At 48.6% G+C, this 24,915-nt stretch carries 22 protein-coding genes; 7 read left to right on the forward strand and 15 right to left on the reverse strand.

The window, feature by feature from the left end; genetic code table 11:
• Positions 1–24: 24 nt before the first annotated feature.
• Genes ppx through C9J01_RS26455 form a run of 3 tightly spaced genes read right to left on the reverse strand, consistent with a single transcriptional unit; the run spans position 25 to position 4,159 of the window.
• A complete protein-coding gene (ppx, locus tag C9J01_RS26445) occupies positions 25–1,533 on the reverse strand; it encodes an exopolyphosphatase (protein WP_107301074.1) in 1,509 nt (502 codons plus the stop codon).
• Entirely contained in the window at positions 1,530–3,620 is a 2,091-nt protein-coding gene (ppk1, locus tag C9J01_RS26450) for a polyphosphate kinase 1 (RefSeq protein ID WP_107301075.1), read from the reverse strand. Before ppk1 ends, ppx begins: the two co-directional genes overlap by 4 nt.
• 35 nt (positions 3,621–3,655) lie before the next feature.
• Entirely contained in the window at positions 3,656–4,159 is a 504-nt protein-coding gene (locus C9J01_RS26455) for a glycine cleavage system transcriptional repressor (RefSeq protein ID WP_107301076.1), read from the reverse strand.
• A 330-nt stretch (positions 4,160–4,489) separates the two neighbouring features.
• Here C9J01_RS26455 and C9J01_RS26460 point away from each other — a divergent pair, with 330 nt between their 5' ends.
• The 4 genes from C9J01_RS26460 to phoU all read left to right on the forward strand — a co-directional run bounded on the left by C9J01_RS26460 (position 4,490) and on the right by phoU (position 9,973).
• Positions 4,490–6,709, forward strand: a complete 2,220-nt coding sequence (locus C9J01_RS26460; protein WP_107301077.1) for an ABC transporter permease subunit — start codon at positions 4,490–4,492, stop codon at positions 6,707–6,709.
• A gap of 92 nt (positions 6,710–6,801) precedes the next feature.
• A complete protein-coding gene (gene pstA / locus C9J01_RS26465; protein WP_107301078.1) occupies positions 6,802–8,415 on the forward strand; it encodes a phosphate ABC transporter permease PstA in 1,614 nt (537 codons plus the stop codon).
• An 18-nt stretch (positions 8,416–8,433) separates the two neighbouring features.
• Positions 8,434–9,252, forward strand: coding sequence for a phosphate ABC transporter ATP-binding protein PstB (gene pstB / locus C9J01_RS26470; RefSeq protein WP_107301079.1), 819 nt, complete (start codon positions 8,434–8,436; stop codon positions 9,250–9,252).
• Positions 9,253–9,262: 10 nt separating this feature from the next.
• Positions 9,263–9,973, forward strand: a complete 711-nt coding sequence (gene phoU, locus C9J01_RS26475) for a phosphate signaling complex protein PhoU (RefSeq protein WP_039469132.1) — start codon at positions 9,263–9,265, stop codon at positions 9,971–9,973.
• A 50-nt stretch (positions 9,974–10,023) separates the two neighbouring features.
• Here the strand turns inward: phoU and C9J01_RS26480 are convergent, their stop codons facing one another.
• The 10 genes from C9J01_RS26480 to C9J01_RS26525 form a co-directional block, all read right to left on the reverse strand.
• On the reverse strand, positions 10,024–10,584 hold the full coding sequence (locus tag C9J01_RS26480; protein WP_107301080.1) for an outer membrane beta-barrel protein: 561 nt from the start codon (positions 10,582–10,584) through the stop codon (positions 10,024–10,026).
• A gap of 71 nt (positions 10,585–10,655) precedes the next feature.
• Complete coding sequence (locus tag C9J01_RS26485; RefSeq protein ID WP_107301081.1) at positions 10,656–11,180, reverse strand: porin family protein; 525 nt, start codon at positions 11,178–11,180, stop codon at positions 10,656–10,658.
• Positions 11,181–11,360: 180 nt separating this feature from the next.
• Positions 11,361–11,921 carry an outer membrane beta-barrel protein gene (locus C9J01_RS26490; protein WP_107301082.1) on the reverse strand — a complete coding sequence of 187 codons (561 nt, stop codon included), beginning with the start codon at positions 11,919–11,921 and terminating at the stop codon, positions 11,361–11,363.
• Positions 11,922–12,058: 137 nt separating this feature from the next.
• Entirely contained in the window at positions 12,059–12,982 is a 924-nt protein-coding gene (locus C9J01_RS26495; protein WP_107301083.1) for a LysR family transcriptional regulator, read from the reverse strand.
• Between the two features lie 141 nt (positions 12,983–13,123).
• A complete protein-coding gene (locus C9J01_RS26500) occupies positions 13,124–13,795 on the reverse strand; it encodes a hypothetical protein (protein WP_107301084.1) in 672 nt (223 codons plus the stop codon).
• Between the two features lie 60 nt (positions 13,796–13,855).
• The gene (locus C9J01_RS26505; protein WP_107301085.1) at positions 13,856–14,938 is read right to left on the reverse strand and encodes a hypothetical protein; all 1,083 of its coding nucleotides are present in this window, start codon (positions 14,936–14,938) and stop codon (positions 13,856–13,858) included.
• 308 nt (positions 14,939–15,246) lie between these two features.
• Complete coding sequence (locus C9J01_RS26510; RefSeq protein WP_107301086.1) at positions 15,247–16,182, reverse strand: LysR family transcriptional regulator; 936 nt, start codon at positions 16,180–16,182, stop codon at positions 15,247–15,249.
• A 51-nt stretch (positions 16,183–16,233) separates the two neighbouring features.
• A complete protein-coding gene (ppk2, locus tag C9J01_RS26515; RefSeq protein WP_107301087.1) occupies positions 16,234–17,037 on the reverse strand; it encodes a polyphosphate kinase 2 in 804 nt (267 codons plus the stop codon).
• A 145-nt stretch (positions 17,038–17,182) separates the two neighbouring features.
• Positions 17,183–17,929 carry a copper homeostasis protein CutC gene (locus tag C9J01_RS26520; protein ID WP_107301088.1) on the reverse strand — a complete coding sequence of 249 codons (747 nt, stop codon included), beginning with the start codon at positions 17,927–17,929 and terminating at the stop codon, positions 17,183–17,185.
• A gap of 235 nt (positions 17,930–18,164) precedes the next feature.
• Positions 18,165–18,773: a peroxiredoxin C gene (locus tag C9J01_RS26525; protein ID WP_107301089.1), complete on the reverse strand. Its 609-nt coding sequence runs from the start codon at positions 18,771–18,773 to the stop codon at positions 18,165–18,167.
• Positions 18,774–18,903: 130 nt separating this feature from the next.
• Between C9J01_RS26525 and C9J01_RS26530 the strand changes: the two genes are divergently transcribed.
• From C9J01_RS26530 to aceA, 3 genes are all read left to right on the forward strand, one after another.
• A complete protein-coding gene (locus tag C9J01_RS26530) occupies positions 18,904–19,800 on the forward strand; it encodes a hydrogen peroxide-inducible genes activator (RefSeq protein ID WP_107301090.1) in 897 nt (298 codons plus the stop codon).
• A gap of 679 nt (positions 19,801–20,479) precedes the next feature.
• Positions 20,480–22,078 carry a malate synthase A gene (gene aceB, locus C9J01_RS26535; protein ID WP_107301101.1) on the forward strand — a complete coding sequence of 533 codons (1,599 nt, stop codon included), beginning with the start codon at positions 20,480–20,482 and terminating at the stop codon, positions 22,076–22,078.
• Positions 22,079–22,234: 156 nt separating this feature from the next.
• Complete coding sequence (gene aceA / locus C9J01_RS26540) at positions 22,235–23,542, forward strand: isocitrate lyase (protein ID WP_107301091.1); 1,308 nt, start codon at positions 22,235–22,237, stop codon at positions 23,540–23,542.
• A 94-nt stretch (positions 23,543–23,636) separates the two neighbouring features.
• Here the strand turns inward: aceA and C9J01_RS26545 are convergent, their stop codons facing one another.
• Entirely contained in the window at positions 23,637–24,221 is a 585-nt protein-coding gene (locus tag C9J01_RS26545) for an acyl carrier protein phosphodiesterase (protein ID WP_107301092.1), read from the reverse strand.
• 48 nt (positions 24,222–24,269) lie between these two features.
• Complete coding sequence (locus tag C9J01_RS26550) at positions 24,270–24,728, reverse strand: CBS domain-containing protein (protein WP_107301093.1); 459 nt, start codon at positions 24,726–24,728, stop codon at positions 24,270–24,272.
• Between the last annotated feature and the right edge of the window lie 187 nt (positions 24,729–24,915).

Raw genomic sequence — 24,915 nt, forward strand, 5'->3', positions numbered from 1 at the left:
TGTCTGTTACTGCCGAGACAGAGATTAGTCGCTCTCTGGTGTGAGCACTAACTCCCAACCAGCCTTGCGCCAATATTCTTGCTCTTGGCGTAAATCGGCGGCTAACAAGCGGTTACTCTCTTCCCAGTCTTCAGTCAGCGTTAGCTTCCATTTTTCCTTGTCAGCATCGACAGTAATTGCCGGTAGTGGCTCATCACTACGCTGGCCGTTAAGGGCAACAGCTAACCTTAAGGTGCGGATCAGCGGGTAGAGGTGCTTGCGCTTGTAGATACTCAGCTCTGGCATTTCCTCAAGTTTCAAGCTCTTGCGCTGGAAACGCACCAAGGTGGCGAGTACGGTTTGTTGCTCGAGATTAAAACCTGGCATGGTGCTATGACGCAGTAGGTAGGCGGAATGGCGGTGGAAGCCCGGGTAGCTGATACTCAAACCGACTTCGTGGAGTAGGGCGCCCCAGCTAAGCAGGGTTGCCAGTTCGATTTTAGTTAGGCCGGGTTGCGGCTCGATTTGGTTGTAAAGCTGCTCGGCGGTTGCCTTGACCCGGTTGGCCTGGGCAATGTCCACATTGTACTGCTTGGCCATGGAACTGGCGGTTCTGACTCGGATATCGCTGTGGCGGAAACGCTCTTCCATTTCATAGAGCAACCCTTCACGCAGTGCCCCGTCCGAGAAGATCATCTCTTTAATGTCCAAAGACTTGAACACGGCACTGAGGATCGCGACACCTGCAGCGAAGACCGGTTTTCGGTCATCGCTGAGGCCAGCAAAGTCGAGGTCATCGGAGTGTTTGACCTTGAGGATGGCATCATATAGTTGTTGCAGGCGCTTGGCGGTGATCACCCCATCGTTATGGCCTTGCCCGATCAAAACTTCGCGGATTGCCTTGATGGTGCCGGATGAGCCGATCGCGGTCTGCCAACCCATACGGGTGTACTTGCTGGCGATACTCTCGAGTTTTTGTTGTGCGGCAAGTTGGGCCGTTGCCATGTTTTTGCTACTGATCTTACCTTTAGCAAAGTAGTTCTTGTTATAGCTGACACACCCCATATGTTTGCTGTAAGCCAGTTGCGGGGTGAAGCCATCACCGATCACCAGTTCGGTACTACCACCCCCAATATCGACAATCAGCTTTTGGCCATTGTCTGGTTGGGTATGGGCAACGCCTAGGTAGATTAGACGGGCCTCTTCGGTGCCAGGAATTATTTCAATCGGGTAAGGGATCAGGGCTTCTGCGCGTTTGAGAAAGACATGGGCATTGTTTGCCTGCCGTAACGTGTAGGTTGCAGCAATACGGACATTTTCCGGTTCAAAGCCCTGCAGGCGTTCAGCAAACATGGCCAAGCAATTCAAGCCGCGCTGGATGGCGGCCTGATCGAGGTTTTGATGTTCATCGAGCCCTGAGGCCAGGTGAACACGTTGTTTGTGACGGCTGATGATTTGCAGGCTTTGCCCGACGATACGGGCAACCACCATATGGAAACTGTTCGAGCCAATATCTATCGCAGCGACTTCTCTTGGGCGTACAGGTTCTGTCATGTATTAGAATCGCTCTTTAATTTTTTCTTCAGCTGCTTTTCTGACTGTTTGAGGTAATCGTAAATCGCAATTTGTGAGCGGATCTTACGTCTATTGCCTCGAGGTACGTACTTATTGGACATTTCTTTATCAATAATACGCGCCTTCACGGTATCAGAAAGCTGGATATTGAGTATGTCGATAATCTTCGTTTTCAGCTCCGGATCAAAAATCGGGCAGCCGACTTCGATACGGTTGTCGATATTCCGGGTCATCCAGTCGGCAGAAGAGATGTAAACATCAGGCTCACCGTTATTCTCAAATACCACTACACGCGGGTGCTCGAGGAAACGGTCGATGATACTGATAGCCGTAATGTTTTCGCTGATCCCTTTAATGCCCGGGATCAATGCACACATACCGCGGATAATCAGTTTGATCTTAACACCGGCGCTACTTGCTTGGTAAAGCAGGTTAATCAGGCCCTTATCGACTAGGTTATTCACCTTTAGTGTAATACCGGATGGTAAGTTTTGCTTGGCGTGTGCAATCTCCCGGTCAATCAGGTCATAAAGGCGCGAGCGGGAGTTACGCGGCGATACAATCAGGTGCTTGAATTTCACCGGGCGGTAAGGGTTTTGGATGTAGTTGAACACCATCCTTACCTCGTCGGTGATTTCGGTGCGGCAGGTCATTAGCGAGAAGTCAGTGTAGATACGCGCTGTTTTCTCGTGGAAGTTGCCGGTCCCAAGGTGGGCATAACGTACCAACTCATCGCCTTCCTTACGGGTAATCAGGCAAAGTTTGGAGTGAATCTTTAGCCCAGGCACACCGAACAGAACTTGCACCCCAGCTTCGGTCAGGCGACGGGCCCATTCGATATTGGCCTCCTCGTCGAAGCGGGCTTGCAGCTCCACCACCACCGTGACTTGCTTACCGTTGTTGGCGGCATCGATCATCGATTCGATGATCTGCGAGTTCTTGGCTACGCGGTAGATGTTGATCTTGATGCTGCGTACTTTCGGATCATAGGCAGCCTGGCGAACCAACTCCGTCATGTGGCCAAAGGTATGGTAAGGGTAGTACAGCAGGATATCCTGTTTCTTAATGGCATCGAACGCATTGCGGCCATTAACAAACTGGGCGCTCTCGAGCGGCGGCAGTGGTTTATTTTCCAGATAATCACGGCCAACATTCGGGAAGCCGATGAAGTCCTTGAAGTTATGGTAGCGGCCACCCGGAATGATACTGTCGTAGCTTGAGACTTTGAGCAGCCCACACAGGACATCAACCATATCGCCAGGCATATCGCGCTGGTAGACGAACCGTACCGGCATGGCGGTCAGGCGTTGGTCCAAACCCTCTGACATCTGCTCGAGCAGGCTGTGCTCTACTTCCTGGCTCAAGTCATATTCAGCATCACGGGTCATCTTCATCGCATAAGCAGACAACTCATCGTATTCGAACAGGCCACTGAAGATGTCATCAAGACAGAAGCGGATGATGTTATCAAGGAAGATAAGGGTCTTGCGGCGCTTTCCCTTGGCTTCAGGAAGCTGGATAAAACGGGGTAACTGGTCGGTTGGAATTTCGATCAGGGCGTAACGTTTGTTAACGCCTTGGCGCATCTCCACGGCGAGGTACGAATATTCATCCTTGAGGAACTGCAGCAGATCGATATCGTCAGTCAGTAAGATAGGCGTGACGTGAGGCAGAATACGATTGCGGAAGTGCTTTCTCAGCCAGACTTGCTGGTGGTCATCAAGCTGCTGCTCATTGACCAGAAAAATATGGCGCCGTGCCATCTCTAGTAGGATTTCATTGTATAGGGTATCGAAATCCTGGTTGAGCTTGAGCACCCGGCTTTGGATTTTGCTCAATAGCTCCTTGGCCCGATCATTGCCCCCTTGCTCTTCATTGATCAGGATACGGCGTTTGACATCCGCAAAGCGTACTTTATAGAACTCATCGGTATTGCTCGAGTAGATACCGAGAAAGCGGACCCGTTCAATCAGCGGAACTGATTTGTCGGCAGCTTCCTGCAGTACGCGCTCGTTAAAAGATAGCCAACTTAGTTCTTTGTCGGTGTAAAGGGGTTCTGCGCTCATTGTCATCCTACTTACTAGTGGTGCATGAAGAGGGATCAGTTATCGTCGATGTCGATGGTGAGATCGTCTGCGATCTTCTCTAGCTCTTCTTGGACATACTCAATACTCAAATCGCTTGGCAGCTCCAACTGGAAACGGGCAGAGAAAATCGGATAGCCCCAGTTAGGTGCGCTGTCGGAATGAGTTTTGAGTTTGTGAATATTTATCCCAAGCTGGTTGAGCTTGGTGGTGACGTCTTTGACAATACCTGAGCGATCATTACCTGTGACTAGCAGGTGGTGAACGACAGAAGTTGGCAGGGTTTTGCTTTCTTCTTCAACTATCTGGACTTGAAGGTCATCAAGTTGTGAGAGTGCGCTGCTGAGTACCCCGACATATTGGTCGGCGACTTCAACTTGCAGGATACCGGTAAATTGACCAGCTAACTTGCTGAGGCTACTTGAGAGCCAGTTTCCTTGGTTCTGGTAAACCGTGTCAGACAGGGTTTCTACTAAGCCTGGGCGATCTTGGCCGATGACAGTGATGATCAAATGCTTCATAACGATGTCCTTATACCGTGAGGCGTCATTGCCTATTCTGTATAGGTTATTATGTGAGCATCAACACGGCCTGTCTAGGCTTATAGACCGATCAAGGTATTGAATTTTTTACGAAATCACATAACAGAATAATAATTAAATTTCATTTCACTTTTATGTCATTTATGACTAAGGCGCAGCCAATCCATCGCAATGATCCAATTCTGGATCGTGTTGTTTTCTACACTTTTGGGATAAGTGAGTCCGACATGACTGAAGGGGTAGTCTTGTCATATAATTGTCATATTAGGGAAATATTATTAGTAAACGTGTAAATTTATTGAGGTAATGATGGCAAAGGCCGGTGCGATTTTGATGGGAGAGAGTCCTGGCCGTAAGGTAAAAGATAAGTTGGCCCGATATGGCGTAACTGCCGGTGGTATCTTTGTCCTTGTTACCCTCATTCTGATCTTTTTCTATCTCTTGTATGTGATCCTGCCGATCTTCTCATCGGTCAAGGTGACCCCCCAGCAGCAATTCACTACCTCGTTTGATAATCAAACGGCGGATATCCGTGTCACTGACAATAACAATTACCTGTTCAGGCTTGCTGAAGATGGTTCGCTAAGCGCAATTAGCCTTATCCCCTCCCGTGCGGGGGAGATCCTCGGTGCGGCAGACTTGCTTGGTGATGTTGCCAGTGTAGGGCGCACCCTGCCTGCGGACAGGTTATACGCATTAGGCGGAATGCAAGGTGAGGTCGTGATTGCCAAGCCTTCGCTATCAACGTTTCGTGGAGAGAATACACTCTCGTTGGATTTCCCATTGGGCCAAGAGCCTCTTCAGCTTGATCCTAAAGGTCTGCCTATTGTGAACTTGGCAGCCTCTGTTCGTGGCCAGCAGGCTATCGTTATGGGGTTTACTGCTGACGGTAGGGCTAGAGCGGCACTGTTTTCCGAAAACGGTAATGTGCTTGGCGGCAATGGCAATGACTGGCAGTCATCTACCTTTGCCGTTAGCGGTTTGCCTGAGGTGGTCGATGATATTGCGGTGACGCCCGATGCGCGTACCGCTTATGTCCTTGCCGGGGACAAGCTGTATGTGGTGGCGTTCGGTAGCCGCTCGGGCTGGGTACGCGAGGTGGTCGCGGTTGAAGAGCCGGGCAGTAAGGCCCAGCGATTGGCGCTGCTATCTGGCGCAAACTCCTTGCTCATTAGCCACAGTGATCAAACGCTCTCCCAGTGGTTTGAGATCCGCAAGGACGGCAAACGCACTATGGTACGGACCCGCGACTTTGCTATCGGTGAAAACCCGGTCAGCAATTTGATCCCAGAATATACCCGCAAAGGTTTTTTTGCCCTTCAGCACGATGGGCAGCTATCGGCTTTCTATACCACGGTAAAAGGGGCGATCTATCGCGAATCGGTTTTTGACAACCAGTTGCCGCAGCAAATCGTGATTTCGCCGCATGCCGATCGTCTGGTCACACTCAATGGCAATGACTGGCAAGTCTACAATGTCAAAAACCCCCATCCTGAGATTGGTTTTGCCTCGTTGTGGCAGAAAATTTGGTATGAGGGCTACCCAGAGCCAGATTATGTCTGGCAGTCGACATCAGCCAGTGATGAGTTCGAACCCAAGCTGAGCTTGGTACCTCTGGTTTTCGGTACCTTGAAAGCAGCCCTCTATGGCTTGGTGTTTGCGGTGCCGTTGGCATTGGCGGGCGCTATCTATACTGCATATTTTATGTCTTCACGGATGCGTGGCATTGTAAAACCGACCATTGAACTGATGGAAGCGCTGCCGACCGTTATTCTTGGCTTCCTTGCCGGTATTTGGCTGGCGCCGATTGTTGAATCCCATCTGGTTGGCATGGTGGCCTTGGTCGTGATGTTCCCGCTGGGAATGTTATTGGCAGGTATTGGTTGGTCCTTGCTTCCGGGCAATTGGCGCAGCCGGATCCCAAGTGGTTTCCATGTCCTATTACTGATGCCTGCCATTGTCCTGATTGCCTATGCCTGTTTTAGCTTGAGCCCATGGCTTGAACAAACTTGGTTTGCCGGTGATGTCAGGACATACCTCAGTGATGAGTGGGGGATCGGTTACGATCAGCGTAATGCCTTGGTGGTAGGGATCGCAATGGGGATCGCCGTGGTGCCGACCATTTTCTCTATTGCGGAAGATGCCATTTTCTCGGTTCCGGGCCACTTGACCAGTGGTTCACTGGCGCTGGGGGCCACCCATTGGCAAACACTGACACGGGTAGTATTGCTAACTGCCAGCCCGGGTATCTTCTCTGCGATCATGATGGGGCTTGGGCGTGCAGTCGGTGAAACAATGATTGTACTGATGGCCACGGGCAACACACCGATCATGGATTGGAATATCCTTGAAGGGATGCGGACCTTGTCGGCGACCATTGCCATTGAGATGCCGGAAAGCGAAGTGGGGAGCTCCCATTACCGGGTGATGTTCCTGGCCGCTTTTGTCCTGTTTGTCTTTACCTTCTTGTTCAATACCGTCGCTGAGCTCGTCCGTCAGCGCTTGCGGGAAAAATACAGCTCGCTCTAGTGGCCTCACAAGGCATGGAGTCGCTTTCGGAAGTCATAAATTTAATGAAAAGCGAAATTAATGAGTAATAGTTTTAATGAGTAGTGCTTTAAATGAATAGGTGGCTGAAATCAGGCGCGCCTTGGGTATGGCTGACCGCTGGTGCGGTTAGCGTTAGTTTGATCGTGGTACTTGGCTTACTGCTATTGATTGGCTGGAAAGGGCTGGGATACTTCTGGCCAGCACCAGTCTACCAGTTTGAAATCGAGCAAAATGGCTATCAAAGCACAGTCATTGGTGAGTTATATGAGCGCAAGACGGTGCCTGTTAAGCAACTGGCCGAAGCTGGTATTGATACCTCTGGTTTTGAAGGTGAGAAAACCTTCCGTTATGTGATTAAAACCGGTAACCGTGATGTGCTTGGTAGTGACTTTGTCACTGTCCTTGAGCCACATATCATCAGCCAAGAGCCAGCTAAGGGCGTGGCGGTTATTGAGCGGCTCAAGAATGGCCGGTTCTATGGTTTCCCTGTTGGTTTAACGGATGATGGCGTTGAGATCCCTTTGCAAGAGCTTGAATCTAGCTTGGAGCAAGCAGAGATTGTCCGTGATTTAATTCATCAGATCGAACAGACGGATCTGGCAGAGCTCAACCGGCAGTTTGAGCAACTCAACGCCAAAACGCGCCAGCAAGGTGATTCCGGGCAGTTCATTGGCGAGCGGCAATTGCTGGAGCAGCGTTTTGCCCAAATTGAGCAACAGCTTTTAACCCTCCATCAGCAACTTAACCGTGATAGTGTCATCGTCCGTGAAATGACAGGGCAAGAGATAACGTTGCCTATCGAGCAGATATTGGATATCTGGTATCCCAACGATTTAACCACGGCAGGAAAACTGGGTCATTGGGCGAGCCAACTGGGCCATTTTGTCAGTGATGATCCCCGTGAAGCCAATACCGAAGGTGGGGTATTCCCGGCCATCTTCGGTACTGTGTTTATGGTTCTGTTGATGAGTGTGATAGTGACCCCGCTGGGTGTTTTGGCGGCCGTCTACCTTCATGAGTATGCAGGCAAAAGCACGTTTACCAAATTAATCCGTGTTGCAGTCATTAACTTGGCCGGTGTGCCATCAATCGTATACGGCGTCTTTGGTTTGGGGTTCTTTGTCTATATTGTCGGGGCACAGATTGATGATGTGTTCTTTGCTGATCAACTTCCTGCACCGACGTTCGGGACACCGGGTATTTTGTGGTCGGCATTGACTCTGGCTATTTTGACTTTGCCAGTAGTGATTGTGTCGACCGAAGAAGGCTTGGCAAGGATCCCAAACTCGATCCGCCATGGCTCGTTGGCACTGGGGGCCACGCAGGCTGAAACCCTGTGGCGGACAGTATTGCCGATGGCAAGCCCCGCTATCATGACCGGACTTATCTTGGCGGTAGCCCGTGCGGCAGGTGAAGTAGCCCCGTTAATGCTGGTGGGAGTCGTGAAGATGGCACCGTCATTACCGATAGACGGCCAATTTCCTTACCTGCATTTGGATCGAAAATTTATGCATCTCGGTTATCATATATATGATGTTGGTTTTCAAAGCCCGAATGTGGAAGCGGCCAGACCGCTCGTCTACGCCACATCATTTTTGTTGGTGACAGTGATTGTCGGTTTGAACCTGACGGCCATTGGTATCCGTAACCATTTGCGTGAGAAATTCCGCTCCTTGGAGCAATAGTGAGATTCAGGAAAAAGTATGTTTTCAATTAATTCCCCAATTGGCCTGTTTGAGCCTGTTGATTTGTCAGCGTTGCCAGAAGAAAAGACGGCGCTGTCAATCGAGGGGTTGGATCTGCACTATGGCTCTCATCAGGCACTTTATGACATTAACATGCGCATTGCCAAAGGGCAGGTGACGGCATTTATTGGCCCGTCGGGCTGTGGCAAGTCGACCTTGTTGCGCTGCATCAACCGGATGAATGAGCTGGTAGAAGGTTGTAAGGTCGATGGCAAGGTGATGCTCCATGGCCAGAATATCTACGATAATAAAGTGGATGTGGCTTCACTTCGTCGCCGTGTAGGTATGGTATTCCAGCGCCCGAATCCTTTCCCTAAGTCTATCTACGAAAACGTGGTTTATGGCTTGAGGCTGCAGGGAATCAAAGATCGCCGGGTCCTTGATGACGCGGTAGAAAGCTCGCTTCGAGGTGCCGCTTTGTGGGATGAAGTCAAAGACCGCCTGCACGAAAATGCCTTCGGTCTGTCTGGCGGTCAGCAGCAGCGTTTGGTGATTGCCCGGGCTATCGCGATTGAGCCGGAAGTCTTGTTGCTTGATGAGCCGACCTCGGCATTGGATCCGATCTCGACCCTGACAATCGAAGAGTTGATTAACGATCTGAAAACCAAATATACGGTGATTATTGTTACCCACAACATGCAACAGGCAGCCCGCGTGTCTGATAACACCGCCTTCATGCATATGGGGGAGTTGGTGGAGTACACCAGTACCAACGATATTTTTACCACCCCGAAAGAGAGACGCACCGAAGATTACATTACGGGTCGATACGGTTAAGGAGTAAGTAATGTTAGATAATTTGAGCCTTGGCCGTCATATTTCCGGCCAGTTTAACGCCGAGCTGGAAAGTATCCGTACCCATGTATTGGCCATGGGCGGTTTGGTCGAGCAGCAGCTGGCTGATGCCCTAAAAGCGATGCACAAGCAGGATATTGAGTTGGCACGCCGCGTTATCAAGGATGACCACAAGGTTAACGCAATGGAAGTGGCCATTGACGAAGCCTGTACCCGCATTATTGCCAAGCGCCAGCCGACTGCGAGTGATTTGCGCCTGGTGATCGCGATTATCAAGACGATTACCGACCTTGAACGTATCGGTGATGTGGCTGAAAGCATTGCCAAGGTCGCGCTGGAGAACTTTACCAACAAGCAATACAACCTGTTGGTATCACTGGAAGCATTGGGCCAGAGTGCCGTTCGTATGCTGCACGAGGTACTAGATGCCTTTGCCCGCATGGATGTCAAAGCGGCGATTGAGGTTTACCAAGAAGATGACCGGATTGACCGCGAGTACGAGGCGATTATCCGCCAGTTGATGACTTACATGATGGAAGATCCACGTTCGATCCCCAATGTTTTGCAGGTGATGTGGTCGGCACGCTCGATTGAGAGGGTAGGGGATCGTTGCCAGAATATCTGTGAATACATCATCTATTTTGTGAAGGGTAAAGATATCCGTCACACCAGCCAGGAAGAGCTGGAAAATATCCTTAAGTAACGCTACAGAGGGCGGTGGTTGTTATTGAATCCGCCCTAGACAACAGCAGCTTAAAATCGATATTTAATACTCATTCCGTAGCTACGGTAGTAATTATCTTCGTCAAACATATCAGCCTTTTGGAAGTTGAAGTAACCCATAACATCAATGTTTTTTGTTATTTCCCGACCTAATTCAAGGCCATATACCCCAGTTATGTCATGGTCACGATACTTGCGGTAGCCCTCACCACGAACATAATACTCCCGGCTCTCCTCAACGCGACTCACCCCGATGACAGCAGCGATATAGGCAGGCTGGTATCCTAGCGCCAAGAAATGGTACTTAGGTTTTATGACTGCGTTATAGCTGTAAGTTCTATAGTGAACGGCGGTAAAGCCCTGAAAGTAAAGTCCGTCACCTAATTCGCTGGCACTTAGCTCCACAGCTAGTGAAGTGCGTGGAGTCATAGCAAAGTTATAGCCTGCAGCCACGCCAAATTGGGCTGGCAGGGTAGATTTGCTGTAATCGGTAAAACCGAGATTCAGAGCAGCATATGGGCCTTCGACTGAACTAGCAAAAGCACTGGCTGAGAGAAGGCTCGTAATTAGCAATGCGATACGTGATTTCATAGTGTTGGCTGTTTATGTTGGTGAAGATATAGGGAGAGCTTGGCGATGCTATATCGCCAAGCTTGTCAGGATTAGAACTTGTAGTTGGCACCGATGTAGAAAGAGCCGTAGTCAGAATCCATTGACTTGTAACCGCCTTTGATAGAAACGTTGCGGTTGAAGTCATAGCCGGCTTCGACACCTAGAGATAGAACTGTGTTGCTTTCAGAGAGTTTATAGTTATCACCTTCGAAACTGGCTTTGAACTCTTCTTCAAGGTTGTGTAGGCCTACTTGGGCACCAGCATAGAAGTTGTCGTTGAAGTAGTACTTCGGCTTGACGTTGATGCCATACGAGTAGGCTTTTTGTTTAAGTGTTAAACCTTCTTCAGAGAGGCTATCCTCACCAAAATTACGGTATTCACCTTCCACACCAATCACAACTTGAGGTGACACTTGGAAGTCATAACCCGCCACTAGACCAACGCCGGTATCAAAAGAGTCTCCATCAAGGCTGTTTGAGGCAATGTCAGCACCGATGTAAAAGCCTTCTTTTGATGCCAGAGCTGGAGCTGAAAGCAGAGAAGCGATGGTTAGAGCAAAAATCGTCTTTTTCATAATAGGTCTCTAAATGTTGTGTTGAGTGTTGGTTCGCACAGATAAGAACGTTACCTCTTCCGATGCGAGAAATATTAAATTGAACACCGTACACAATCTAATTAGTTTGGTTGATATGGCTAATTAGCGGAGCTTATTGCACGGTGTATTATTCTTGGCCAGTAGTAGAGGCTTGTCGAGTTAGTTGAACTTGTAATTCACACCTAGGTACAAGGTGCCAAATTCGGTGTCATAACCGAGAACATCGGCTGTTACGACTTTTATCCCGCTTCGGAAGCTGATATTGCGGTTAAGGTCGTAACCCCCTTCGAAGCCATAGCCAAAGCCGTTGGCGGTATCTTTGCCGCCCAGTACGTTGCTACCTATTGTCAGCTTTTCTTCGTAAGTAACCCGGTGTAAACCGACCATGACTGCGCCATAGATATTGTCGGTGAAGTAATATTTTGGCTTGATGTTAATTCCGTAATAAGAGGCACTGGCATCGGCACTAATACTGGTACCTGATGTACCGTCAAAGGCGCTGTCGCTGCCCATATTGCGATATTCGCCCTCGATACCAACAACAACCTTGGGCGATAGTTGAAAGTCGTAACCGGCAACTAGACCAATGTGACTGTCCAGGTAGTAGGAGCCGACATAGTTGGAGCCAATGTCGGCGCCGATATAAGCACCAGACTTGTCTGCAAATGCTTGTGAAGAGAAAAAAGCGGCTAGAGTGAGCGAAAAGAGTGTTTTTTTCATTATTTACCTGCTGCAAAGAATCTGACTTTTGGGTTGCCGTGCTTTCCTTGCCAGCGAGGTAAATACTAATTTTTGCTTTGCTATTTATCTAATTACTAAACCTTAACTCTGTTATTCATGCGATTTATTGCAATTGTTTACACTAGCTCATGGTGTAATTGTTTGATAAGGCCAAACAGCCACTGGGTGAGTGGATCTTTGTGTTTGGATTGGTGGTAGAAGCAAACCGTAGAAAAATCAGCGACAGGAAAATCTATATGTGCATCTATTTTCCTAAAATCTGGGTCGTCATCTGGCACCATTATATCCAAGGTCGGAAATAGTAGATCGGTCTGTTTGACAATTTGAAGAATGGTTTCAGGTGAGGTCGAACGGAAACTAATGGTTGCTGTTAGGTTATGGTGGGCAAAATATTTTTCAATATCAGCTGCTTGCTCACTACGCTCGGGCACGATCAAGCAAGCAAAACCAGCATCCTTTGCATCAATGACACTCATTGTTGGTTTATCAAAAGGGTGATCCCTGCGGACAATGACGACCCCTTTATCGCCCGGAATGGCTTGGCGGTATAGCTCCTTGCTGGTGTTGGCTGTGTCATAGTTCAAGGCTATTTGGGTGTTGCCGTTGAGAAGTTCCGGGAAAGTAGTCGCACTCCAGTTGGTGATTTCGACCTGGCTGTCAGGTGCTTGCTGCTGAATAAGTAAATAAAGCCGGCTGCCAAAAGCATGGAGGTACTGGGGGGCGAGGGCGATTCGTATTTTGCCGGTAAGCTGGCGAGGGTCAAATTCCTGATTGCTGTTGACAGCCTTGAATAAATTATCGAGAGCAGGTGATAATTCTTGGCAGAGCTGTTCCACGTAAGGGGTTGGCTTAAGACCTGTTCTTGTTTTGGTAAACAACTCATCATCAAAATGCAGGCGGAGCTTTTGCAGTGCATGGCTGACTGCGGGCTGGGTAACGAACAGGCGCTCCGATGCCTTGCGCAGGTTCTGCTCTTGATAGATAACCAGCAAGGTTTTTAGTAGGTTGAGATCGAGATTGGCTGAGAGATCTTTGGCCATTGCGCATTCCTGACTAATTTACTCATCAATCAAGATATCACAGCTTGTAGGTGTCAAGTATCAGCATTAAGGCAGAAATGGCAAAAAGACCCCTGAAGAAGAGAAACAGGGGCGAGTACCAAATGGCCAAGTATTATGTTGTTACTTGAAACGAAAGTTAATGCCAGCCTCTATCGTGCTGTCTGATGTTATTTGCTCGCCTGGACGGGCTCGGTATTCCCCGTAGGTGTATTTGATATATGGCTCAACCCACTTGGGTTTAAACGTGATAGTCACGTCGTGGCTGTTGATGTTGTCATTGATGATGTCCTGCGAGAAGCGAGCACCAGACAGCAGCCTATCATGGTTGAAACTGTAGCTAGTGTTTAGCCAAGGGGACGGGCTGTAGCTAACACCGACTGTGGTTTTCCATTCCCTTTGGTCAAACCAATCAAGATCGAGCATCGTCTTGGTTTTTCGCCATTCATGTGATGTGCTGGCGTAAAGCATGACAGTTTCTGTTAGAGCCGTGCCGGAAAATACCCCGGCATCGTAAATATCGATACTGTCAGCGCGTCCATAACTGGCAAAGGCCTCGGTGTAAATTTGCCCCAACATCAAGCCGTAACCCGTTCCGATCTCCAGGTACCCCGTAGAGTCGATCTCAGCACTCACATTGATTTGCTCTGTGACCTGCAAGCTGCCTGTTACAGTGCCAATCCAATTATCACCTGTTTTGGAAACTTGAGCACCCAATTGAGCCTCGTTGGCGATTGAAAGGTGGCTAGCTGCAAGAGAGAGCCATACGGTCAAAGCGTAAAAGAAGCGTGTCATAAGGTTTACCATAAGAGAAGAAAGCCGCCCCATAAGGCGGCTTGGTTTACTGTAGTTGGCTTATGAACGCTCTACCTTGGCCTTGATAGCGTCGCGCAGGTCACGAGACTTAGCTCGGAGCTGGGACTTTTGCTCGCTAGATAGGTTCGGGCGTTGCTTCAGTGTTGGTCGGTTTTGCCCTGACTTATCGACCGATACCATTAGTCGTCCGTTATCATTCTGGAGAATAAGTGAGTTACCCTGCCATCCAGTAATGGTGACATAGCCTTTTTCAATAGCTGAGTTATCGACTTTGGCAATAATTAGCCCATTGTCTACGGAGCGGATGAAACCGTTATCATCGACGTAAACAGGGCTGCTTTGGCCGTTAATATCGACGGAGCCATTCTCAGTGTTAACTACGATTTGGTTGCCATTGTTACCTGTGACAGTAATGACTTTTCCGGCATTTCCTGCCTCAACCTCGATATCACCGTGGCCTGTTTCTTTCCCATCACTAATTCCTGTGCCCCAATCCGGTGTATCGCCAAAATCTGGTGATAGACCACCTGTACCGCCACTATCTTCAATCTCCCAGCGGCCGTTACCATCAGTGTTGATAACAATGTACTCACCGTCCTTTCCAGTGCTCAGGATGTATTGGTTATCACCGTTTTGAGTGATATTGCCGAAGTGGTGGTCGGTACGGGCACTGGTGATATTGCCTTGTTCATCAACCTTTACGACTCCGATTGGTGCCCCAGACTCATCGCGCAGGATCAAATGGCCAGAAGCAAGTACGACAATGGATTCACCTGAATCAGCAGAGATTACGCCTCGTTCGGTTTCAGGGTTAAACTGACTTCCACCTTGAATATTGCCAGTTGCATCTTGTATTGGGGCATCTATACCAGGCCTTTCAATAGGGTGGTCTTCAGGAGGGAGTAAACCCCAGCCATTGTCAGTGCCATCAATACCAATCACATTGCCGTTATTATCGTAAATAAGGCCATCGTTCGGCTTTTCTTTTTCAATCGGGTTTTCAATGCCAGCACGCGGGTTATCAAACTCAGGATCAACCGTATCGTTTTTCGAGCCAGACGATGATGAACAGCCAGTTAGAATTGTTGCAGCCACTAATGAAGCAATCAGTTTAATTTTCATTGGATACTCTTAATTAGAACGTGTTGTCATTTGCCCGTTAGCAGAACGAGGTAGCAAAGGTGTTGGCTAGAGGGCAGTTATTTTTAATAAATGAGATGCCATGGAAGCGATGTTTGCCATGCTGCCGTGTTGACGGGGTGAATAATAAACACCCAGCATGATGAGCTCTAATCAGAGGTTGTTATTTAGCCATTAAGTGAAAGTTATTAATTATGGTTGCTTATAAAGAGATTAAGCATTGCTTATGAGCAGGGCCGAGCGGAAGCCCACCAGAGAAGTGCGGGCAAGATAGGAGGGCTAGAGGGGAGTTATTGCTCTCCTGTTGTATATTCTTGCAATGACTCCTCGATTAAGCCTAACAGCCAGGTTATGAGTGGACTTCGGCGGTTACGCTGGTGGTAATACGCCATCAGGGGGATTTTTAAGTCTTGGTTGTTTATTTTTAGTTTTAGGCCGCGCAGTTGATCCCTTTCTTCTTTCGGAAGAAAAGAGGAGGCCGGAAAGAACATATCTGTGTGTTTAATGATATCTAAGATAGCCATGGGCAACTCTGAACGAAAAGCCGTTCTAATAGTAAAGCCATGAGAACGCATCACTTTCTCGGCAACGGGAATATTTGAGTTCCAGTCAGAAATAATAATGCTGGCGGCCTCTAAGCCATCGAGATCCTTGGGGGTGATAGTCGTTTTGCTAAGAGGGTGATCTTTACGGACATACACAGTGAACTTATCGTCACATATCTTTTTTTGGATCAACTCCTTCGGCGCATGGTGGATCTCAAAGTTCACGCCCAGGCTTATCTCACCATTGTTGATTTCTTCAAGGGATGTCGGTGACCAGTTATGGAGGTGCAGGTTGACGTTTGGCGCAGCCTGACGAATTTTCAAATATAGCGGGGTGGATAAGTAAGTTAAAATATTGGGAGTCAGTGCGAGTTTCAGTGTGCCTTCAATCTGGGATGGTGAGAAAGTATTGCCCGCATTAAGGGTGCTCGATAATTCATCGAGTAACGGGCTAATATTTTCGGCCAGTTCGATACCCAGCGCAGTAGGCTTTAGGCCGTGGCGGGTCTTAACGAATAGTTCATCGTCAAAGTGGCTGCGTAGCTTCTGCAGTGCTTGGCTAATGGCCGGTTGGCTGACGAACAACCGCTCTGAGGCTTTACGCATATTGAGTTCTTGCGAAAGGATCACAAAAGTACGCAGCAGATTGAGGTCGAGGCTCGCATAGAGATCTTTGGCCATGCCATTCCTTGTCTTTGGTATTTAATAAAACATTATTTTATTTAACCAAGCTTAATCGCCGTTAAACAAGTCAGGCACAAAGGTTTGGTTCTCTTCTGGGACTCGGATATAGCCTTCCTTGTTGACCTCAGGTAATTCGATATCAGGGTATTCAATATCTTGGTAGGGGATTTGGCTCAGTAGGTGGGAGATACAGTTGATCCGGGCTTTCTTTTTGGTATCGGCATCAACGACCCACCAAGGGCATTGCTTGGTATCTGTATAGGCAAACATCCGATCTTTGGCCGCGGAATAGGCGGCCCAGCGGCTGCGGGACTCCAAGTCCATCGGGCTGAATTTCCAGCGTTTGATCGGGGTGTTGATGCGTTCCTTGAAGCGCTTTTCCTGCTCTTCGTCGGAGACGGAAAACCAGTATTTGAGCAGAATAATACCGGAGCGTTTGAGCATCCGCTCGAACTCGGGACAGGAGCGAAGGAACTCTTCGTATTCGCCGTCGCTGCAGAACCCCATCACGTGCTCGACACCTGCCCGGTTGTACCAGCTGCGGTCAAACAGCACCATTTCGCCTTCTGCCGGTAGGTGGGCAACATAACGTTGGAAGTACCATTGGGTACGTTCACGATCAGTAGGTTTGGCCAGAGCGACAATACGACAAACACGGGGGTTGAGCTTTTCGGTGATGCGCTTAATGACGCCACCCTTACCGGCAGCATCGCGGCCTTCGAAAACCACTACTACCTTCAGTCCCTCTTGTTTTATCCACTCCTGCATCTTGACCAATTCAATCTGCAGGCGCTCCAGTTCAGCTTCATAGTCGCTTTTTTTGAGTTTTTTCTTTGGGGGGACGAAAGGCATAGGGAGTCTCTTCTTTGTTTTAGTTTGATAACAAAAGAGTAACCCTAGAAGTGAGCTTTGACGAATGGGAGTGGTAAATGGTTGAGCTGGCGAGCAGTTTTTTTAGGGGCAAGTTGCCCCTAATCATGGCGGGAATTTCTGATTCTTAAGCTTTTGCTAGGGCATTGCGAACAGCGGCTATTTTTTCGGGGGCAGTGACAGGAATCGCGAAGTCATCGATATCGGCATTGCCCATATGGGCCGAATTGGCATAGTTTTGCATTAGGGAAGGACGCGTCGATTTGCCAGACAGGTGTACTTCTTTGACACCTGTCTGCTGGACGATTTGAGCAACATTGCCTGCATTGACTCCCGCACCGGCCATAATCGCGAGGCGATCGCCACAGTATTCCACCATTTGTTTGAGCATAGGGATACCATCAAAGGCATTGGCTTTGAGGCCGGAAGTAAGTACACGCTCGCAGTTGTGCTGCATAATGATATCCAGTGCAGCCATCGGTTCTAAGCATTGGTCGATAGCTCGGTGGAACGTCAGGCCCATCCCATCCGCAGTCCGACAGAGGTCGGTCAAAAACGCTTTATCAACTGTGCTGTCATCGTTCAGCGCACCAATCACTATGCCATCGAGTCCTGCTAGTTTTGCCTGGTGGGCATCTGCCAGCATGATTTCTTTATCCTGGCTGGAGAATAGGAAGTCCCCCTGACGAGGCCGGATCATAGCATAAACCGGTACCTTGGCGTGTTTGGCGGCCAATTGCATTAACCCGGCATTGGGAGTTAGGCCGCCAAGGGCAAGAGAGGAACAAAGCTCGATACGGGTTGCTCCGCCTTGCTGAGCAAGGTGCAGGGATTCGATGTTATCGATACAAACTTCAATATGATCAATGGTCATAGCAACAGCTAGAGAGTGGGTTGAGGTGACAAGCAGTGTAGACGATATTGGGTAGGGAGAATATTGAATAGATCAATATTCTAATGGGCGATGGGCGATGGGCGATGGGGATAAAACCCCAGATATAAAAAGGGCCCGGTGTATCCGGGCCTCATTATTTTGTCTTTGGCTGACAATTGGCTTTACGCTTTTGCGTTTTTACCTTCACACCGTTGAGCGTGGTGTGATTGCTAAATTACTTAGCTAGGTCTGCAGTGTGCTCAGATAGGTAGTCAGCAACACCTTTTGGAGATGCGTCCATACCTGCTTTACCTTCTTCCCACTGCGCTGGGCAAACTTCACCGTTCTTCTGGTGGAAGTTTAGAGCATCAACCATACGTAGCATTTCGTCGATGTTACGGCCTAGTGGTAGGTCGTTAACTACCTGGTGGCGAACAACGCCTTCTTCGTCGATTAGGAAAGAACCACGGAAAGCAACGCCTGCTTCTGGGTGCTCAACGTCGTAAGCTTTACAGATTTCGTGCTTAACGTCAGCGATTAGTGGGTACTTAACCTGACCGATACCGCCGTTCTCAACAGCAGTGTTACGCCATGCGTTGTGAGAGAACTGAGAGTCGATAGAAACACCGATTACTTCTACGCCTTTCGCTTGGAAGTCTTCGAAACGCTTGTCGAAAGCGATTAGCTCAGAAGGACATACGAAAGTGAAGTCAAGTGGGTAGAAGAATACTACTGCTTTCTTACCTTTAGTGAATTCTGCAAAGTTGAAGTTATCAACGATTTCGCCGTTACCTAGAACAGCTGCAGCAGTAAAATCTGGTGCTTGACGACCTACTAGTACCATGTTGGTGCTCCTAAATATTGTGTTTGTCGCCTACCTTTCCGGTCGGCTCTCTGTTGGACGAGACAAACTATAACGAAACTGGTAAATTCAAAAAAGCGGAATAAATAGATTGATGTAATCGAAAATTACGATGAACAAGTTTCCTTCTCTAAAACAGTTGCACTATTTAGTTACTTTATTTGAAACCCGTCATTTTGGCGAAGCCGCCAAGCGCTGCTTTGTCAGTCAGTCGACATTGAGTTCCGGGGTACAGAACCTTGAAGAACTGATTGGCTGCCAACTTATCGAAAGAGATAACAAATCCCTCGTTTTCACTTCAACAGGCGAAGATGTTGTCGCACGTAGCCGCGAGTTACTGGCGAGAAGCCAAGATCTGATGGAGCTGTCCAATTGTACCGGGGATGGCATGGAAGGCCAGTTAAGGGTGGGGTGTATACCGACCATTGCGCCATTCTTGTTGTGTGATCTGGTTCAGGAAGTGAACCGCCTTCATCCAAACCTTAATCTACTGTTGCGCGAAGATACGACCACCAACCTGTTGGCTGCATTGCGTAATGGCGAGATGGATGTCCTGATCTTGGCATTGCCGGTAGAGATTAATGGTATGCACAGCCGGGTTGTGGGGCGGGATGCATTCAAGATGGTTATCAGCCGTAACCAGGCCGAGCAAGTCACTACGCCCTTACGTTATGCCGATCTGCCTGATGAATCGGTGTTCTTACTGGAAAAAGAGCACTGCCTTACCGATCATGCGGTGTCAGCCTGTAAGCTAACGACCAAAGAGAAGATTAACCCGTTTACTGCTACGAGCCTCCATACCCTGGTACAGATGGTGGCTAATGGTTTGGGGACAACCTTCATCCCGCAAATGGCGATTGACCACGGCTTGCTGCACAACCAAAACCTCGTGGTGGTTGATCCGCCAGGTCAGGAGGCATACCGTAAAATTGGCCTTGTCTGGCGCCCAACCTCCAGCCGTACCCGTACTTTCGAGCGTCTTGCCGATATTGTTGAAGAGCTACTGTAAGCACTTCATTCTGCCAATTTTTCTTTTGTAGCCGCTTATTTAGCGGCTACTTTGCTTTATTTCCCTTACGTAAATTAAGTGCTGAGGAAAAACCGCCTATCTCAGCATAATGTTCTGTATGCTCACCCCTTTCTGGTATATCGCAATTACCTAGTCGAAAGAAACTGGCTTCAATTTGTAGGTTTATTATGTTTCGCATTAAAAATAAATGAAACCGGTTGATTAAGGGTCTATGCTTTTTGTGTATAAAAAATGACCAATACGGTAACTCTAATGTTTGTTTTTTAAGCGTATTACTGCTTCTAAAAAATAACCTTTCTGTTTGAAACGCAGATCAGGACAAGTGTTTGAATTTGAATTTTCTGTAATTTAATTACGTAAGTAGTTACGAAATGGCGGGAAAAAAGTTATTGGCAATAAAACCGAGTTTTTACCTGAAATTTGTTTCAATTTAGTGTTTTGAGTTATTGCTCTACTTTTTATAACTTATTGTTTTTTATCGCTTTGGTTGTGGTGTTCACTCCTCGGTTAAATTGCTTGCCCTTGCAATTGGGCGTATGTTGCGGCAACGTAAATAGGGCGTTAAGGCCAAGTTTGTTTTGAGTGAAGATAAAAGTGGACTTGGTTAGGGTGGTGATTAAGTTACATTCGTAAGGGAGCGTTAAAAATGGAAAACGACATGTCTACTAACCATGAAGTGAAGCTTTCACTACAAACGCCGCTAACGGCAGAGCAAGCAGATATCCTAAATGATGAGGCTTTGGCTTTCTTGGAGCGCCTAGTGCAGCGTTTTGCCGGACGTGTCCCTGAGCTTCTTGCTACCCGGGAGCACCGTCAACTTGCTATAGATGCAGGCAGCCTGCCTGATTTCCTACCTGACACTGCTGAAATTCGAAACAGCGAATGGAAGGTCCAGAATATCCCGCAAGACTTGCAAGATCGCCGGGTGGAAATTACTGGCCCGGTAGATCGCAAGATGGTGATCAACGCGCTCAATGCCGATGTAAAAGTCTTTATGGCTGACTTCGAAGATTCTTTTGCGCCGGCATGGGGAGAAGTGCTGGCCGGCCAGCAGAACCTGAAAGATGCGGTCAACGGTACGATTTCCTATACCAATCCTGTATCTGGCAAGCATTACCAACTCAATGAAGATCCCGCAGTATTGATCTGTAGGGTGCGCGGCCTGCACTTACCGGAAAAGCATTTGCTTTGGCAGGGTGAGCCGATTCCTGGCTGCTTGCTTGATTTTGCTCTCTACTTTTATCACAACCACAAGGCACTGCTTGAAAAAGGTAGTGGCCCTTACTTTTATATCCCTAAACTACAGGCTTATCAGGAAGCAGCGTGGTGGAGTGAGGTATTCAGTTTTACCGAAGACACGTTCGAACTGCCGAGAGGTACCATCAAAGCCACAGTACTGATTGAAACGTTGCCAGCAGTATTTGAGATGGAAGAGATCCTCTACAGCCTCAAAGAACATATCGTTGGCCTTAACTGTGGTCGATGGGATTACATCTTCAGCTACATCAAGACACTGAGGAACCATCCAGATCGTATCCTGCCGGATCGACAAGTAGTGACAATGGAAAAACCTTTCCTCAACGCCTATTCACGCCTGTTGGTGAAAACTTGTCACCGCCGAGGTGCCTTTGCAATGGGCGGGATGGCAGCCTTCATACCGTCGAAAGATCCAGAGCGGAATGAATGGGTGCTCAACAAAATCCAAACCGATAAGTCCTTAGAGGCCAACAATGGTCATGACGGCACTTGGGTTGCCCACCCAGGGCTGGCCAGTACAGCCAAAGCCGTCTTTAACGAAGTGCTTGGTGAGCGAAAGAACCAGCTTGATATTTCACGCAGTGACGACGCACCCATTACCGCCGACATGCTGCTTGAGCCTTGTGAAGGGGACAGGACCGAAGAGGGGATGCGCCACAATATCCGCGTAGCGGTACAGTATATCGAAGCATGGATCTCCGGTAACGGCTGCGTGCCAATCTACGGCTTGATGGAAGATGCAGCAACGGCAGAAATTTCACGTGCATCTATCTGGCAGTGGATCAAACACGGTAAGACACTGAGCAATGGCGATGTGGTAACCAAAGCCTTGTTCGAGCAGATGCTTAAAGAGGAAATGGAGGTGCTAGAGCAAGAGCTTGGCAGTGAGCACTTCCAGCAGGGTAGGTATAACGAGGCCGCAGTGCTGATGTCACAATTGACCACCAGTGATGAGTTGGTCAACTTCTTGACACTGCCGGGCTACGAGTATCTGCCTTAAGCACTAAGTCGGAAAATCAATAGAATTAGTAACACCAACAAAGCCAATAACGAGAAAGGGCCCGGATGCTTAAGCCTATCGGGCCGATATAAAAGTCAGTTTACCAATAACAAAATGTGATGCGGATTATCGCCAAATGAAACGAGGGACATCATTATGACATTGACTCGCCAGCAACAAATCGAAGCATTGGAAAAGGATTGGGCGGAAAACCCACGTTGGAAGCATGTAAAGCGTACCTATACCGCAGAAGAGGTCATTAACCTACGCGGCTCGTTTGCCCCGGCAAATACTATCGCCCAGCGAGGAGCCGATAAGCTGTGGGATTTGGTCAAAGGCAGTGCCAAAAAAGGCTACGTCAACTGTTTGGGCGCACTGACTGGCGGCCAGGCGGTACAGCAAGCCAAAGCGGGTATTGAAGCCATTTATCTTTCGGGTTGGCAGGTTGCCGCTGATAACAATACAGCCTCGAGCATGTATCCAGACCAGTCACTTTACCCAGTAGATTCAGTACCTGCTGTGGTTAAACGTATCAATAACTCGTTCCGCCGTGCTGACCAAATCCAGTGGTCAACCGGCAGCTCTCCGGAAGAAGGTATTGATTACTTCCTGCCAATCGTTGCCGATGCGGAAGCAGGTTTTGGTGGGGTGCTGAATGCCTATGAGCTGATGCGCAATATGATTGATGCCGGTGCAGCAGGTGTACACTTCGAAGATCAGCTTGCGTCGGTCAAGAAGTGTGGCCACATGGGCGGTAAAGTGTTGGTGCCTACCCAAGAAGCGGTGCAGAAGCTGGTAGCGGCTCGCCTGGCGGCGGATGTGGCAGGCACGACGACCTTGGTGATCGCCCGTACCGATGCCAACGCGGCGGATCTACTGACTTCAGACTGCGACCCATACGATAAAGACTTCATTATCGGTGACCGTACTCAGGAAGGTTTCTACCGCGTGCGTGCCGGTATTGACCAGGCAATCGCCCGTGGCCTTGCTTATGCACCATACGCTGATTTGATTTGGTGTGAAACCGCAACACCATGTTTGGAAGAGGCACGTAAGTTCGCAGAAGCCATTCATGCCCAGTACCCGGATCAGCTGTTGGCCTACAACTGCTCGCCGTCTTTCAACTGGGAGAAGAATCTGGATGCCGAAACCATTGCCAAGTTCCAGCAAGAACTGTCGGATATGGGCTATAAGTACCAGTTCATTACCCTAGCAGGTATCCATAACATGTGGTTCAACATGTTCGAGCTGGCTCACTCTTATGCTCAGGGTGAGGGCATGCGTCATTATGTTGAGAAAGTTCAGCGTCCAGAGTTTGAAGCTGCCGAGAAGGGCTATACCTTTGTGGCTCACCAGCAGGAAGTGGGTACCGGTTACTTCGACAAGATGACCAATACTATCCAAGGGGGCAACTCGTCGGTCACAGCACTGACAGGGTCGACCGAGGAAGATCAGTTCAAATAACCCATAAACCCAAACCTCCTAGTAATTGTTATAACCTATTTTGATTTTTGAGCGCCTAATCGGGCGCTCTTTTTTTATCTGCGTTTGTGGGGTTTTACGGGTTAGGCTGATAGCTTTTTGCGGCTGTTTCGACTTGCGGGTAAATCAGGAAAAATTGTTGTTCAAGTTGGTCGTAGTTAGCCATCAGGACAGCGGGGGTTAGGGCGAGCTGGTGGAGCCTCGGCCGGCGACTGGCCATTCGAACCAGAGCCGTCTCCAATGTTTCGGGATATTGGTATTGCAACAACCAGTTTTGCTGCCACATCCGGTTCATCATCAGTAGGTAGGCTTCAGGCATGTTGTGCTGATATGGCTCAACCTCGGTGCGAGCAGTGTTGACAAAATCATTCAGCGAATGGGGGTGAAAATGCTGCCAGTGGCGGGCGAGGAAGTGATCCCAGACCATATCGAGGGCAATACCACTGACTCTTCGGGTATCCGCCCCGAATAATTGCCTGCACTGCCTAACTTCCGGCATGGCATCAATATAACTGTCGACGAAGCGGTGGAGCTTGATCCCATCTGCGATGTCTTTATCGAACTGCCGGTAGGGATCGCCCCTAACGAAATCGGCAACAAGGTTGCCTGCTAGGTGGCTGTTGCATTGCTGGGCGAGATGGAGGTGGGCCAGAAAGTTCATGCGTTAACATAGTCTGCTGTGCTTTCTGGCGCAGGCTTGAAGTAAATTTCAGTAAGCTGATTGAGCATCGTTTTCAAGCGGTTCGACCTCTTCTTGTAACTCTAATAAATTAATAGCGATAGAAACGAAATCCGTATCGGTGATGATACCCACTAATTTATTGTGGTCGACAATAGGCAAACAGCCAATCTGATGTTTTTGCATATACAGTGCCGCTTCTTTGAGCCCTGCTGTCGGATCAACACTCATTAAGTTGCGGTGCATGGTTTGCTCGAGGGGAATATCCAAAGCGGAGATAAAAGTGCTCTTGGAGATCTGCTCAAGGCTTGATTCTTGGGCTGACAGGATATCCCGTTGGCTGACGAGGCCAACCAAATGGTTGTCTTTGTCGGTGATAGGGACGTGGTGAATATGATGCTTGGCCATGAGTCGTTTGGCATCAGCCAACGTATGGGATGCGGTCAAGGTATGGGGGTGGGGCGTCATCATATCGGCAACGGTAAACATAAAGCCTCCTCAATAACGGTGAGTTATTTGTTGTTATTGCCCATTAATCCGGGCTTCTCAGTGTATTTTTTCTGCTTCTTATATGAATGTAGCCAATCTTAACTGCACGACCTATGACGCCAGTCAAAGAACGTGTAAGTTATTTGACTGTGTCTCATATGTTTCTCATAAGTTAAATTTAAGAATG

Source organism: Photobacterium rosenbergii (genome assembly GCF_003026455.1).
Lineage (GTDB): Bacteria > Pseudomonadota > Gammaproteobacteria > Enterobacterales > Vibrionaceae > Photobacterium > Photobacterium rosenbergii.

Excerpts from the sequence above, each read along its gene's own strand:
- C9J01_RS26485 (WP_107301081.1), bottom strand. The coding sequence starts at position 11,180 with ATGAAAAAGACGATTTTTGCTCTAACCATCGCTTCTCTGCTTTCAGCT.
- C9J01_RS26480 (WP_107301080.1), bottom strand. The coding sequence starts at position 10,584 with ATGAAATCACGTATCGCATTGCTAATTACGAGCCTTCTCTCAGCCAGT.
- phoU (WP_039469132.1), top strand. The coding sequence starts at position 9,263 with ATGTTAGATAATTTGAGCCTTGGCCGTCATATTTCCGGCCAGTTTAAC.
- C9J01_RS26525 (WP_107301089.1), bottom strand. The coding sequence starts at position 18,773 with ATGGTACTAGTAGGTCGTCAAGCACCAGATTTTACTGCTGCAGCTGTT.
- C9J01_RS26550 (WP_107301093.1), bottom strand. The coding sequence starts at position 24,728 with ATGTTTACCGTTGCCGATATGATGACGCCCCACCCCCATACCTTGACC.
- pstA (WP_107301078.1), top strand. The coding sequence starts at position 6,802 with ATGAATAGGTGGCTGAAATCAGGCGCGCCTTGGGTATGGCTGACCGCT.
- C9J01_RS26460 (WP_107301077.1), top strand. The coding sequence starts at position 4,490 with ATGGCAAAGGCCGGTGCGATTTTGATGGGAGAGAGTCCTGGCCGTAAG.
- C9J01_RS26490 (WP_107301082.1), bottom strand. The coding sequence starts at position 11,921 with ATGAAAAAAACACTCTTTTCGCTCACTCTAGCCGCTTTTTTCTCTTCA.
- C9J01_RS26495 (WP_107301083.1), bottom strand. The coding sequence starts at position 12,982 with ATGGCCAAAGATCTCTCAGCCAATCTCGATCTCAACCTACTAAAAACC.
- ppk2 (WP_107301087.1), bottom strand. The coding sequence starts at position 17,037 with ATGCCTTTCGTCCCCCCAAAGAAAAAACTCAAAAAAAGCGACTATGAA.
- C9J01_RS26500 (WP_107301084.1), bottom strand. The coding sequence starts at position 13,795 with ATGACACGCTTCTTTTACGCTTTGACCGTATGGCTCTCTCTTGCAGCT.
- aceB (WP_107301101.1), top strand. The coding sequence starts at position 20,480 with ATGTCTACTAACCATGAAGTGAAGCTTTCACTACAAACGCCGCTAACG.
- ppk1 (WP_107301075.1), bottom strand. The coding sequence starts at position 3,620 with ATGAGCGCAGAACCCCTTTACACCGACAAAGAACTAAGTTGGCTATCT.
- C9J01_RS26510 (WP_107301086.1), bottom strand. The coding sequence starts at position 16,182 with ATGGCCAAAGATCTCTATGCGAGCCTCGACCTCAATCTGCTGCGTACT.
- C9J01_RS26530 (WP_107301090.1), top strand. The coding sequence starts at position 18,904 with ATGAACAAGTTTCCTTCTCTAAAACAGTTGCACTATTTAGTTACTTTA.
- C9J01_RS26520 (WP_107301088.1), bottom strand. The coding sequence starts at position 17,929 with ATGACCATTGATCATATTGAAGTTTGTATCGATAACATCGAATCCCTG.
- pstB (WP_107301079.1), top strand. The coding sequence starts at position 8,434 with ATGTTTTCAATTAATTCCCCAATTGGCCTGTTTGAGCCTGTTGATTTG.
- aceA (WP_107301091.1), top strand. The coding sequence starts at position 22,235 with ATGACATTGACTCGCCAGCAACAAATCGAAGCATTGGAAAAGGATTGG.
- C9J01_RS26545 (WP_107301092.1), bottom strand. The coding sequence starts at position 24,221 with ATGAACTTTCTGGCCCACCTCCATCTCGCCCAGCAATGCAACAGCCAC.
- C9J01_RS26505 (WP_107301085.1), bottom strand. The coding sequence starts at position 14,938 with ATGAAAATTAAACTGATTGCTTCATTAGTGGCTGCAACAATTCTAACT.
- ppx (WP_107301074.1), bottom strand. The coding sequence starts at position 1,533 with ATGACAGAACCTGTACGCCCAAGAGAAGTCGCTGCGATAGATATTGGC.
- C9J01_RS26455 (WP_107301076.1), bottom strand. The coding sequence starts at position 4,159 with ATGAAGCATTTGATCATCACTGTCATCGGCCAAGATCGCCCAGGCTTA.